We start from the raw sequence: 10,713 nt of genomic DNA on the forward strand, positions 1-10,713 counted from the left end.
GCCGACCGGTGCGCGGCGGGTCCTCTGCTCCGCACCAACTGTCCTATGGCGAAAGGGAATCGAAAACACATCCGGTGGCGCCGGACCTCTTGTCAAAGGTTAGGGAAGTTTCCTAACTTGATGTCATGTCCGAGACCGAGACCCCACGGCACTCCCGGCGCGACCTCCTCCGAGCCGGCGCGACGGGCGGAGCGGCCCTCGCGGCCGGCGGCCTGCTGCTGCCGGGCACCGCCCTGGCGGCCCCGCGCCCGACCGCGCTCGCCACCCCGACCCTCCCCGTCACCCCGACCTCCCCCGCCATCCCGACCGTCCCCATGCCCCGGAGCGAGCGGACCGCCGGGTCCGCGCTGCGGCCCTTCGGCCGGCACCTCGCCTACGGGGCCGACCCGTCCCAGCAGGTCGTCGTCTCCTGGCAGGTGCCGGACGCGGTGACCGCGCCGTTCGTCCGGATCGGCGTCCAGGCCGGCGACTTCGGCGCCCCGATCGCCGCCGAGGTCCGCACCCTGGTCAGCAAGCTCTCCTGGCAGAAGCCGGTCGAGGACCAGCCCCTGGTCAAGCCCACCACCGTCACCCAGTACTACCTGCACGCGCGGCTGGACCAGCTGATCCCGGACACCACCTACTACTACGTCGTCGGCCACCAGGGCTACGACCCGGCCGGCCAGGGCGCCCGGCTCGGCGACGTGGCGAGCTTCCGCACCGCACCCGCCCCCGGCCGCGGTGCCGGGTTCACCTTCACCGCCTTCGGCGACCAGGGCATCGGCTACAACGCGGCGGCCACCGGCAACCTGATCGCCGGCCTCGACCCCGCCTTCCACCTCCACATGGGCGACCTCTCCTACGCCAACGCCGGCGGCAGCGGCAAGACCAGCGACGCGTACGACGCCCGCCTGTGGGACTCCTTCTTCGTACAGAACGAACCCGTCGCCGCGCGGACCCCGTGGATGCCGGCGATCGGCAACCACGAGATGGAGCCGTGGTACGGGACCGACGGCTACGGGGGCATGCGCGCCCGCTTCACCACGCCCGACAACGCCTGGAGCCAGTCCACCGGCATCTACTCCTGGCGCTACCAGAACGTCGGCCTGATCAGCCTCGACGGCAACGACGTCTGCTACAACACCCCCGCCAACCTCGACTACACCAAGGGCAAGCAGAAGAAGTGGCTGGAGAGCCGGCTCGCCGCGCTCCGCGCCGACACCGGCATCGACTTCATCGTCGTCTACCTGCACCAGTGCACGTACTCCACCTGCCACGACAACGGGGCCGAACTCGGCGCGCAGCAGGACTGGGCCCCGCTGTTCGACAAGTACCAGGTGGACCTGGTGCTCAGCGGCCACAACCACGTCTACGAGCGGACCGACCCCATCCGGGCCGGCAAGCCCACCCGCAAGGTCGCCTCCGGCGACACCGTCGACCCGGTCAAGGACGGCACCACCTACGTCGTCGCGGGCGGCGGTGGAGGCGGGCTCTACTCCTTCCCCGCCGCCGACACCTACCTCGGGCACGAGAGCGCCAACGACAAACCCGTGCCGATGGTGGTCTCCGACCGGAGCGGCCACAACCAGACCGTCAAGGTCACCTGGTCCAGGGTCAGGTACACCGGCTACTGCCTGGTGGCGATCGACGTGACCCCCGCCGTCGCGGGCAGGCCCGCCCGGATGGAGGTGCGCTCGCTCACCGAGGACGGCACCGCCGTGGACCGGGTCACCGTGCAGCGCGGCTGACCCGGCGGCCGACACCCGGTCCGGCCTGAGTACCGCTACTCAGGCGGGCGGGGCCGGTGCTCCGGGACGATGGCGGGACCACTACGCCGGAGGCCACGGAGGGCCCGCCATGCTCAGCCGGATCGCCGCCGCCCTGGTGCCCGTCCTCGGGCGCCTCTCCGTCACCTCCGAGACGCCCGGCCCGGTAGCCCCGGGCAGCGTCGTCGCGGCCAACCACACCTCGCCCGCCGACCCCGGCGTGGTGCTGGCCGCGCTGCGCCGCCTGGGCACCGAGCCGGTGGTGATGGCGACCGCCGGACTGTGGCGGGTGCCGGTGCTCGGCGGAGTGCTGCGGTCCGGCGGGCACATCCCCGTCCACCGCGGCACCGCCCGGGCCGCCGAAGCCCTCGACGCGGCCGCCGTGGCGCTCGCGGCCGGCCGGGTCGTCCTCATCTACGGAGAAGGCGGCCTGCCGAAGCACCGGGACTCCCACGACGCGGAACCGGGCGCCTTCCGCACCGGCCTCGCCCGGCTCGCGGCGGCGACCGGCGCCCCGGTGGTGCCGCTCGGCCAGTGCGGCGCCCGCCGCCTCAGCTCGGGCGGCACCGCCAAACAGCTCGCCGGATTCGCCACCGCCCCCCTACGCCGCCCCACCCTGCACGTCCACCTCGGCACCCCGCTCCACCTGCCCGCCGACATCCCCGAAGCCACCGCCACCGCCCACCGGGCCGTCACCGCCGCCTGGCGCACGGCGGCGCAGTGCTGCGCCCGCCGGAGGTGAGGCGGCCCCCGGGCCGGGCTCGTAGGCCCCGGTGATCCCTTCGCCGGGCCGCGAACTACGCTGGCCGGCATGGACTGGCTCGATCGGGTGGCGCGGCTGAGGCGCTGGACGAAGGGCGGCGAGCGTGCGCCGCACAAGCCGTTGCTGCTGCTCTACGCGCTCGGCGGGTACCAGCGGGACGCGGAGGGCGAACTGCGGTACAGCGCGGTCGAGGAGGAGCTGAAGCGGCTGCTCGCCGAGTACGGGCCGCCGCGTCCGACGACCCCCGCGTATCCGTTCCACCACCTGGTCAGCGACGGGGTGTGGGAGGTCCGTACCGACCAGGGGCCGGGGAGCCCCGGCAGCGGGGTCGGGGTGCTCCGGTCGAGCGGGGCCGCCGGCCGGCTCGCGCCCGCGCTGCGGGCGGCGCTCGGCGAGGAGCCTGCCCTGCTGGGCCGGATGGCCCGGGTGCTGCTCGACGCCCACTTCCCGACGTCCCTGCACGCCGACCTCTGCGAGGCGGTCGGCCTCGACCTGGAGCGGGCCGAGACCGGGGCCCTGGGCGGGGCCGAGGCCGCGGCCCGGCGGCAGCGCGACCGGCGGATGCGTGAACTGATACTCACCGCCTACGAGTTCCAGTGCGCCTTCTGCGGCTACGACGGCGCCCTCGGGGCGAGCCCGGTCGGGCTGGAGGCCGCGCACGTGCGCTGGTGGTCGCACGACGGGCCGGACGAGGTCGACAACGGCCTGTGCCTGTGCTCACTGCACCACAAGCTCTTCGACAAGGGCGTGTTGGGCCTGGGGGAGGGCCATCGCATCCTGGTCTCCGACCGCTTCGTCGGCCGCAGCGAGGCCAGCCGCCGCCACGTCCTCGCACTCTCCGGCCGCCCGCTCATCGGCCCCCAGCCCGGCCGCCCGCCGGTCGCCGACCGACACCGGGAGTGGCACGCACGCCAGGTCTTCCACGGCGTGCCGCGCCAGCCCGCGGAGTCGGGGGCTCTCGTCTAGTAGGGCTTGGTCAGGTGGCAGAGTGGTGGCGTGTTCCCAGGGTGCCTCGATCGCGGCAGGTGCCAGGTGAGGGAACCTCTTGGGGCTCGGTGAGGCTGACACGGGGGCTGCGCCCTACGCTTGCAGCACTGATGAGGGAGGACAGTGGAGCTCACCACGCCGGTTCCGGAGCGAAAGCTTGGGCCGTATCCGTTGGACGAGGACGGAATCGCGTCCCTGCTTGCCCGCTATGCCTTCGGGGACTCTTGCCTGCGCCGCGTCATCCTTGACCAGGAGTATGGTCCCCGGGCAAGACGGGGCAGGGTCGTCCAGCTCGTGATCGATGCCAGGGTTGTCAGCGATGAGCTGCGCTGGGAGCCCGTGTGCCTGGATCTTGTGGACGTGCGGCGGTTCCGCATTGACGAGAGTGTCGGGTTCAGCTGGGTGTTGTACGACCCGCCACAATTCACGCACTTCGACGGACTGTTGCAGGTTGATCTTTGCGCCGAACGGTTCGACGGCCCACCACCCGTGAGTTCCGAAGAAGTCTTCGAGGGCTCGGAGCTGGTCTTCGCGGCAGCCGGGGGCACATGGAGTGCCCTGCATCCGTGGGCTCAGTGAAACTGCCCTCCAGGGCCTGCGTCGGTTATCCGACGTTGCCCGGACACAGGCCACGATCCAAGCGTTGGGCCGTGTCCAGGGACGTCGCGGCGACAGGTGGGGCAGGCGCGTGCCGACGGCTCCACCTCGCCGTCGTCGAGGCCGGCGATGACGCTGAGGTCTGTTTCCGACATGCCCAGAACCTTGGCGACCTCCTGGACAAGAACCGGCTCCGGGTTGTGTCTTCCCCGGCGAAGCATGCGAATGGTGGACATCGATCGTGCGGTCTCCAGTGCCATCTCCCGCACCGGAATCCCGCGCAGGTCCATCAACCCGGTGAACACCCTTGCGAACGGATGAGCCTCCAGCTGCCCGGCAGGGGCGACAGCAGGACTGAGGACGATGTCACCGATCTTGGCTTGGAATCGGATCAGTTGGTCACCTGCGAACCCGACCTTCGCGACGAAAGGCAGGCTCTCACCACGACCGGAACCGACCGTGCCCGGGACTGAGACCTCAGTGAACCTTGCAGGGTGACCGTGGTGATCGCTCTCGATCTCCAGTGGAAGACCCGGATCGACGTGGCTGACCTTCCAGTCGTGGTTCCACCAGGGAAGTTCCTGCAATACCTCGTCGAAGAATGAGGGCAGAACAGTGAGATCCACCGGGTCCGGAGGGTGCTTCTGACCTCCCCAGATGACGCCGGGCCAGTACGTCAGTGCCGCGATCACGTCCGCCGTCAGCGTGCGGTTGGTAATCTCCATGGTGACACTCTCCCATCAGCCGGAGGAGCAATCTCCCGCAACGGGCCGGCTGCAACAAGCGCCCTCCAGACGGTGCTCCCGCTGGTCAAGCGGATGGTCCGGTTACCCGGTCGCTCGCCGCCTACGACCGTAGGCAGCAACCAACGGCCCGTTCAGTGGGTCGGCATGCCTCCGTGCGGGCTGTTGACCACCAGCGGCAGGGAGCCCTCAGCAAGGTAGAAGTGCTCGGGAAAGTAGTCGATGTGGAGGTGGCCGCCGTCCTCGGCGGAGGCCATGCCGCGCAGGTCGTCCGCGAGCACCACCCTGCCGGCGGAGTCACCGCTGATCACGAGGAACTGCCGCTCGGAGTCCAGGCGGACGAGGACGCCGGGGCCGCCAGTCTTCTTCACCTCGATCCCCGCCAGGGCATCGGCGTCGGGCGAGGGCGTAGCGCCGAGAAGCCCCTCGCCCTCGGCCACCGCGCTCGCCAGACGATCCAGTTCCTCCGCCGACGCCGTGAGATCCACTTCGCCGTACACGGGGTCGCAGACGAGTCTCACGCGGTCGGCACTCCTTCGAGATCGGAATCCCTGATGCTACTGAACCCGAGCGGGTGGTGTCGGGGAGCGGTGAGTGTGCTGGAGCCCCGGACTGTTGCGCGGGGTGGTTGCCGCGCCAAGATGAGCGCATGACCGAGAGCGAAGCGGATCTGCCGGCACTGCTGCGCGAGCTCGATGATCCGGAGTGGCTGGAGTGGCCGCAGCGCTACGACCGTCGCGGGACCGCGGTTCGCTTCGGCGCGCTGGTGGCTCGGCTCGAAGGCGACTTCGCTGCTCCCTGCCCGGCCGAGCAGGACGCCCAGGACTCGAGCGAGTACGGACGCGTCGTCGTTCCCGGGGACGCGACCGTCTGCGGAACCCGGATCGTCGTCTGCGTCAGCAAGTTCGGCTCACTGGCGGTGGTCTGCGCCGAGAACCCGGGCGTCTTCCGCGGAACGGAGGAAGCCCGGGCCGAGGGCGAGCTGGACGGCGTGGACCTTGCCAGGGTCAACCGGGCGCTGGTCGAACTCGGCTATGTCGTGGTTGCCGAGGAACTACTGGAGAGCGATTACGACGGGCCGAGCCGACTGCCCTCGTACATCCGGCGGCCCACCTGGTCGGACCGCTTCTTCGGCTACTTCTGACGACCGCGTCGACAGGGCCGGTCCGGTTTCAGCCGTGGACGAGTACGGTCGTGTAGTCGGCCAGGGCGGTGTTGATCTCGGCCGGGTCGAATGCGGCGGGGTCGAACTGGTCGGCCGAGTCGAGGCCGAGCCATTCGAGTCGTTCCTCGTGTTCTTCGTGGCCGGGGTCGGCCAGAACCTCGACGAGGTACTCGTATCCCCAGATCCCGCCGCAGTCCTCGGGCGGGCCGGTCCGTCGGCCGGTGAGGCAGCGCGGGTAGGAGACACCGGGTTCGGCGTCTCCTACGGCCTCGACGAGGATGTCGTGTTCCCAGTTGTCGCCGAAGTCGTAGATGTAGCGGAACCGCGTGCCGACGCCGGGGGCGATCTGGTCGAGGCGCATCGCCGCCGCGTCGCGGATCCCCAGGTCCCGATCGGTGACGCCGTACCGTTCCCGCCCGGTCTCGAAGGCCCACATGTGGTAGTCCTCCCAGTCGAACGCGGCCTGGACCAGGTCGTGCAGCCGCTCCAGATCCGTGCCCGACGGCACCTGTAGGCGACGCCAGATCGGGGGCTCGGAGCCGGACAGGGTGACCTTGATCGTGTGGACGGACGTTCCCGGGGCGGTCCGGGAACGGGTGGGCGGCTTCACGCGCCTGGGGTTCGACATGGCCGCCATCCTGCCAGCGGCACCGGTTCCCGTACGGGCGTCGGCCGTCGGCTCACCCGCTCGTGTGACAATGCGCTGCACTGGCTGAAGCACGTCCGAGCGGTTGTCGTTCTCACAGCGCGAACGGTCGGTGGGCCAGGGCCAGTTCGACGATCTCGGCCGCTGTCGGCTCCGGCCCGTCGGCCGAGTAGATCAAGTCGCTGACGTAGCCACTCGGACAGCCGAGGCCCCTGTCCAGTGCCTCCAGTGTGCGGTCGACCTCGGCGTCGTCGTAGCAGTCCCCATCCATGATCTTCTGCACCATCGCAACGGCCGACTCACGAGTCATCACTGCTTCAGTCACCCCCTCCAGGTTGAGGAGAGTCTAGTGAGTCACGTGATCGACCGGACAGATTCCTAGCCCGGGAAGAGCCGCCCGAGGTGGTAGCGCAGGACGGTGGTGGCGGCCTCCGCCGTGCGCTGGCCGAGTAGGACGCTGAGACCCAGGCCGGCGGAGACGGCGAGGAGGACGACGGCCTCCTGGCGGGGGTCCAGCTGCTGGTCGGCGGCTCCGGCCTGTTGGGCGGCGGTCAGTTGGGCGGTGAGGAAGGCCTCCATCTCGTTGGGCGCGGAGAGGAACTGCGGCCCGCCGAGGGCCGGATCGGTGACGGAGAGCACCGCGTACTCGGTGTGGATGAGGTGGAAGGCCCGGCTCTCCTCGCCGGTGGGGACGGCTTCGAGCAGGACGGCTTCGATGATGCCGCGCGGGTCGGCGGCGCCGCTCGCGCGGACGCGCCGCTGGACCCGTTCGCCCATGCGGGCCGTCAGTCGGGTCATGGCAGCGAGCAGCAGCTGCTCCTTGGTGTCGAAGTAGTACTGCACGAGGCGCACCGAGACGCCCGCCTCGACCGCCACCGACCGCATGGTGACGGAGTGCAGGCCGCTGCTCGCCGCTGAGCGGAGCAGGGCGTCGATGATGTGGGCCCGCCGCTCCTCGTGGTCCACCAGCTTCGGCATCGGGTTCCTTCCGGATCTTTTTGTGGTACAACCATACCATCAAGCAGGGAGGGATCATGACCAGGACCAGCGTCGGACACTTCGTCAGCGAGCCGGCTCGGGCGAAGTTCCTTGAGGCGTACGACCGGGCGATGGAACTCTGGCCGGGCCCGCGCCAGGAGCTCGACGTCGAGACCGCGTACGGGACCGTCCACGTCCACCGCTACGGCGCGACGACCGGCGAACCGATCGTGCTGCTGCACGGCCACGCCGGGCACCCGTCCAACTGGTACCCGCAGATCGCGGCGCTCGGCGAGCGGCACCCCGTCTACGCGATCGACACCCTGGACGACCCGGGCCGCAGCGTGCAACGAGCCGTCGCGGCAGGGTCGGAGGAGAACGCGGCCTGGCTGGGGGAGGTGCTGGCCGGCCTCGGGCTGGAGCGGGTCCACCTGGTCGGGGTGTCGTACGGCGGCTGGCTGGCGCTCAACCAGGCGATCCACGCGCCCGAGCGGCTGGCCTCGGTCGCGCCGCTCGACCCGGGCGGGATCGAGAAGGTCCCCGCGCGGTTCTACGCCCACATGGTCGGCGGCCTGTTCGGCATGCTCGCCCCGCGCCCGCTGCGCCCGGCGGTCGGCCGGCTGCTGGCCAACCCGGCACTGAGCGCGCCGCGCGAGATGATCGCACCGCTGATGCTCGCCATGCGGAGCTACAAGCCGGGCGGCCGCCCGCCGGCCCGGCCGTTCACGGACGGGGAGTTGGCGTCGATCGAGCTGCCGGTGCTGGTGCTGCTGGGCAGGCGCAGCGCGCTGCTGCGGCCGCGCCAGGTGGTGGAGCGGGTCACCCGGCTGATCCCGGGCGTGCGGGTGGAGGTTCTGGAACGTGCCGGGCACGGACTCAACCTGGAGCAGCCCGAGCTGGTCAACGAGCACCTGCTGGGCTTCATCGAGCAGGGGTGAGAGGGGAGGTTCAGGCCGCAGCGGTGCGGCTCGCTATGGCGGCCTCCGGCGGGGAGAGCCAGATCAGTCGGGCGGTGATGCCCGGCCGCCCGGAGAAGTGGCGCACGGCCCGTTCGGGAGAGTGGAGGGTCATGCGCGTCCGCCCGTCGACGCCGATCACGTGGGTCCGGCCGTCCGAGTCGGTGAGCCCCCAGGCCGCGACCCACCCGTCGGCGTCGTCGCCGCACACCTGGACGACGGCGAACAGCCGGGGTGCGGTGTCGAGCACCAGCCCGCACAGCTCCTGGTCGAAGGTCGGCCGGGCCACGGGCAGGGGCGTGGCCGGGCGGGAGTTTGGCGAGGGCGCAGTACTCATGGAAGTCTCCTGCCTCGAGGCATGGGCGAGCCAACGGCCAGTACTATCAGTGACTGGCTCGTTCCATACGGTAGCGCTGGCATGGCATACTTTCTATGTAATCCATTGAAGACTTGCCATTTTCACTCTGGGCAGTGAACGAGAGGATCGCGATGTCACCGAGCGACGCCCCGACCTTGCGACAACAGCGCCTCGGATTCGAACTGCGCAAACTCCGTGAGAACGCCGGGCTCAGCTCAACTGCCGCCGCTGCTCGGGTAGGAGTGAGCCAGGCCCACATGAGTCGCATCGAAGCGGGCCGCTACGCGGTGAGCGCAGAGCGGGTCCGCGCGTTCGCTCGCGCGTACACCTGCACGGACCAGGACCTGATCGACGCTCTCGCCAGCATGACTGGACGGCGGGTTCGGGGATGGTGGGAGGAGTATCGCGACATCCTGCCGCCAAGCATGCTCGACCTTGCCGAGACGGAACACCACGCCACGGCAATGCGCATCGCCTCGGTGATCCACATTCCGGGTCTACTCCAGACCGCGGACCAGGCGCGTGTGCTCGCCAGAAACGTCGTACCGCCTCCGGCGCCACACGAGCTGGAGCATCGGGTGTCGTACCGAATCAAGCGGCAGGTCGTTCTCTACGGCCGGCAGGCGATCCCACTCACGGCGATCGTCCATGAGGCGGCCCTGCGGATGGGTTTCGGCGGGCCCGCTGTAGCCCGTGCGCAGCTCAGGCAGCTGATCGAGGCGAGCACGCGCGAGAACGTCTCGGTCCTCGTGATCCCCTTCGGTGCGGGCACGTTCCCCGGCTCTGGGCAGTCCATCGTCTACTGCTCCGCTGCCGTGCCCCAACTCGACACCGTGCAGCTCGACACGTATCACGGCTCTGAGTTCCTCGATGCCCATGCGCAACTGGTGAAGTATCAGAAGGTTCTGGACCTCATGGAAGCCTGCGCCCTGGGTCCTGCGAAGTCACGTGATCTCATTGCCCGCATCGAGAAGGACATCTGAGAGGAAGCGCGCATGGCAGCTCTCAGCTGGCAGAAGTCCAGCTATAGCTCCGAGTCGGCCAACTGCATCTACCTTGCCGAAGCCCCTGGCAGCATCAAGCTCCGTGAGAGTGACGACCCCAACACCGTCCTCGCCACTTCGCCGGGCGCGCTCGGCGCGCTCCTGTGCGGCATCAAGGCAGGGGAGTTCGACCACCTGACGACGTGACCTGCGTGGGAAGTCGGCTGAGTCGACTTCCCACGCACACGATGGGCGGGGTCGGGTGGCTGCCCCAGGCGAGGGCCGGGTGAGGGCCAGCGGGGTGCTGGTCCGAGTGGCCGTCGCGGCGGCGGCGCGGCGCGGAACTGCACGGCACTCCGCAGTCCTGCATCAGTAACATCGAATCCGGCGGGTACCCGGTGAGCGCGGACCGGGTACGGACCCTGGCGCGCCTCTACGGTTGCGGGGACGACAGTCCCGGACCGCATGGAGATGAGTGCGCTCCAACCCGATCCATCCCGCGACCTCATCCGCCGTGTCGCCCAGCGTATCTGAGACAGGACTGAGTATGGCCTTCCACAACTGGCAGAAGTCCTCGTTCAGCGGCGACACCGCCAACTGCATCTACGTCTCAGCAGTTGCCGACGCCACTGTCCGGATTCGTGAGAGCGATGACCCCGACACCGTCCTCTCCACTTCACCCGGCGCGCTCGGCGCGCTCCTGTGCGGCGTCAAGGCCGGGGAGTTCGACCACCTGACGACGTGACCTGCGCGGAGTGCACCCTTCCGGCCCGTGCCCCAGGTGTCCTGGGG

The 10,713-nt window shown here is 70.0% G+C and carries 15 protein-coding genes; 9 read left to right on the top strand and 6 right to left on the bottom strand.

What is annotated here, in order from left to right; all coding sequences use genetic code 11:
* The first annotated feature begins 125 nt into the window (after window positions 1-125).
* The 4 genes from ACFU6K_RS17825 to ACFU6K_RS17840 all read left to right on the top strand — a co-directional run bounded on the left by ACFU6K_RS17825 (window position 126) and on the right by ACFU6K_RS17840 (window position 4,074).
* Complete coding sequence (locus tag ACFU6K_RS17825; RefSeq protein ID WP_380664021.1) at window positions 126-1,727, top strand: purple acid phosphatase family protein; 1,602 nt, start codon at window positions 126-128, stop codon at window positions 1,725-1,727.
* A gap of 109 nt (window positions 1,728-1,836) precedes the next feature.
* Window positions 1,837-2,487, top strand: coding sequence for a lysophospholipid acyltransferase family protein (locus ACFU6K_RS17830; protein ID WP_380664023.1), 651 nt, complete (start codon window positions 1,837-1,839; stop codon window positions 2,485-2,487).
* 69 nt (window positions 2,488-2,556) lie between these two features.
* A complete protein-coding gene (locus ACFU6K_RS17835; RefSeq protein ID WP_380664025.1) occupies window positions 2,557-3,474 on the top strand; it encodes a phosphorothioated DNA-binding restriction endonuclease in 918 nt (305 codons plus the stop codon).
* A gap of 144 nt (window positions 3,475-3,618) precedes the next feature.
* Window positions 3,619-4,074, top strand: a complete 456-nt coding sequence (locus tag ACFU6K_RS17840; RefSeq protein ID WP_380664027.1) for a hypothetical protein — start codon at window positions 3,619-3,621, stop codon at window positions 4,072-4,074.
* Here the strand turns inward: ACFU6K_RS17840 and ACFU6K_RS17845 are convergent.
* Window positions 4,068-4,817, bottom strand: coding sequence for a multiprotein-bridging factor 1 family protein (locus ACFU6K_RS17845; RefSeq protein WP_380664029.1), 750 nt, complete (start codon window positions 4,815-4,817; stop codon window positions 4,068-4,070). The two genes, ACFU6K_RS17840 and ACFU6K_RS17845, sit on opposite strands and share 7 nt — an antisense overlap.
* Window positions 4,818-4,969: 152 nt before the next feature.
* Complete coding sequence (locus ACFU6K_RS17850) at window positions 4,970-5,356, bottom strand: hypothetical protein (protein ID WP_380664031.1); 387 nt, start codon at window positions 5,354-5,356, stop codon at window positions 4,970-4,972.
* A gap of 128 nt (window positions 5,357-5,484) precedes the next feature.
* Between ACFU6K_RS17850 and ACFU6K_RS17855 the strand changes: the two genes are divergently transcribed.
* Window positions 5,485-5,979 (top strand): hypothetical protein, encoded by a 495-nt coding sequence (locus tag ACFU6K_RS17855; RefSeq protein ID WP_380664033.1) that lies wholly within the window; start codon window positions 5,485-5,487, stop codon window positions 5,977-5,979.
* Window positions 5,980-6,007: 28 nt separating this feature from the next.
* On the opposite strand, the gene ACFU6K_RS17860 is transcribed toward ACFU6K_RS17855, so the two are convergent.
* From ACFU6K_RS17860 to ACFU6K_RS17870, 3 genes are all read right to left on the bottom strand, one after another.
* The gene (locus tag ACFU6K_RS17860; protein WP_380664035.1) at window positions 6,008-6,628 is read right to left on the bottom strand and encodes a plasmid pRiA4b ORF-3 family protein; all 621 of its coding nucleotides are present in this window, start codon (window positions 6,626-6,628) and stop codon (window positions 6,008-6,010) included.
* 112 nt (window positions 6,629-6,740) lie between these two features.
* Window positions 6,741-6,956 carry an e9imm peptide gene (locus ACFU6K_RS17865; RefSeq protein WP_380664037.1) on the bottom strand — a complete coding sequence of 72 codons (216 nt, stop codon included), beginning with the start codon at window positions 6,954-6,956 and terminating at the stop codon, window positions 6,741-6,743.
* A gap of 68 nt (window positions 6,957-7,024) precedes the next feature.
* On the bottom strand, window positions 7,025-7,624 hold the full coding sequence (locus ACFU6K_RS17870; RefSeq protein WP_380664039.1) for a TetR/AcrR family transcriptional regulator: 600 nt from the start codon (window positions 7,622-7,624) through the stop codon (window positions 7,025-7,027).
* 56 nt (window positions 7,625-7,680) lie between these two features.
* Here ACFU6K_RS17870 and ACFU6K_RS17875 point away from each other — a divergent pair, with 56 nt between their 5' ends.
* Window positions 7,681-8,562, top strand: a complete 882-nt coding sequence (locus tag ACFU6K_RS17875) for an alpha/beta fold hydrolase (RefSeq protein WP_380664041.1) — start codon at window positions 7,681-7,683, stop codon at window positions 8,560-8,562.
* Between the two features lie 10 nt (window positions 8,563-8,572).
* Here the strand turns inward: ACFU6K_RS17875 and ACFU6K_RS17880 are convergent, their stop codons facing one another.
* The gene (locus tag ACFU6K_RS17880; protein ID WP_380664043.1) at window positions 8,573-8,917 is read right to left on the bottom strand and encodes a hypothetical protein; all 345 of its coding nucleotides are present in this window, start codon (window positions 8,915-8,917) and stop codon (window positions 8,573-8,575) included.
* 152 nt (window positions 8,918-9,069) lie between these two features.
* Between ACFU6K_RS17880 and ACFU6K_RS17885 the strand changes: the two genes are divergently transcribed.
* The 3 genes from ACFU6K_RS17885 to ACFU6K_RS17895 all read left to right on the top strand — a co-directional run bounded on the left by ACFU6K_RS17885 (window position 9,070) and on the right by ACFU6K_RS17895 (window position 10,666).
* On the top strand, window positions 9,070-9,921 hold the full coding sequence (locus ACFU6K_RS17885; protein ID WP_380664049.1) for a helix-turn-helix domain-containing protein: 852 nt from the start codon (window positions 9,070-9,072) through the stop codon (window positions 9,919-9,921).
* A gap of 12 nt (window positions 9,922-9,933) precedes the next feature.
* Window positions 9,934-10,128: a DUF397 domain-containing protein gene (locus tag ACFU6K_RS17890; protein WP_380664045.1), complete on the top strand. Its 195-nt coding sequence runs from the start codon at window positions 9,934-9,936 to the stop codon at window positions 10,126-10,128.
* A 340-nt stretch (window positions 10,129-10,468) separates the two neighbouring features.
* Window positions 10,469-10,666 carry a DUF397 domain-containing protein gene (locus ACFU6K_RS17895; RefSeq protein WP_380664047.1) on the top strand — a complete coding sequence of 66 codons (198 nt, stop codon included), beginning with the start codon at window positions 10,469-10,471 and terminating at the stop codon, window positions 10,664-10,666.
* Window positions 10,667-10,713: the final 47 nt, after the last annotated feature.

It is taken from the genome of Kitasatospora sp. NPDC057512 (assembly GCF_042802135.1).
Taxonomy (GTDB): Bacteria; Actinomycetota; Actinomycetes; order Streptomycetales; family Streptomycetaceae; genus Kitasatospora.

Bases quoted from the DNA above. Each gene is read 5' to 3' on its own strand.
- ACFU6K_RS17825 (WP_380664021.1), top strand. From the start codon at position 126: ATGTCCGAGACCGAGACCCCACGGCACTCCCGGCGCGACCTCCTCCGA.
- ACFU6K_RS17830 (WP_380664023.1), top strand. From the start codon at position 1,837: ATGCTCAGCCGGATCGCCGCCGCCCTGGTGCCCGTCCTCGGGCGCCTC.
- ACFU6K_RS17835 (WP_380664025.1), top strand. From the start codon at position 2,557: ATGGACTGGCTCGATCGGGTGGCGCGGCTGAGGCGCTGGACGAAGGGC.
- ACFU6K_RS17845 (WP_380664029.1), bottom strand. From the start codon at position 4,817: ATGGAGATTACCAACCGCACGCTGACGGCGGACGTGATCGCGGCACTG.
- ACFU6K_RS17855 (WP_380664033.1), top strand. From the start codon at position 5,485: ATGACCGAGAGCGAAGCGGATCTGCCGGCACTGCTGCGCGAGCTCGAT.
- ACFU6K_RS17860 (WP_380664035.1), bottom strand. From the start codon at position 6,628: ATGTCGAACCCCAGGCGCGTGAAGCCGCCCACCCGTTCCCGGACCGCC.
- ACFU6K_RS17865 (WP_380664037.1), bottom strand. From the start codon at position 6,956: ATGACTCGTGAGTCGGCCGTTGCGATGGTGCAGAAGATCATGGATGGG.
- ACFU6K_RS17870 (WP_380664039.1), bottom strand. From the start codon at position 7,624: ATGCCGAAGCTGGTGGACCACGAGGAGCGGCGGGCCCACATCATCGAC.
- ACFU6K_RS17875 (WP_380664041.1), top strand. From the start codon at position 7,681: ATGACCAGGACCAGCGTCGGACACTTCGTCAGCGAGCCGGCTCGGGCG.
- ACFU6K_RS17880 (WP_380664043.1), bottom strand. From the start codon at position 8,917: ATGAGTACTGCGCCCTCGCCAAACTCCCGCCCGGCCACGCCCCTGCCC.
- ACFU6K_RS17885 (WP_380664049.1), top strand. From the start codon at position 9,070: ATGTCACCGAGCGACGCCCCGACCTTGCGACAACAGCGCCTCGGATTC.
- ACFU6K_RS17890 (WP_380664045.1), top strand. From the start codon at position 9,934: ATGGCAGCTCTCAGCTGGCAGAAGTCCAGCTATAGCTCCGAGTCGGCC.
- ACFU6K_RS17895 (WP_380664047.1), top strand. From the start codon at position 10,469: ATGGCCTTCCACAACTGGCAGAAGTCCTCGTTCAGCGGCGACACCGCC.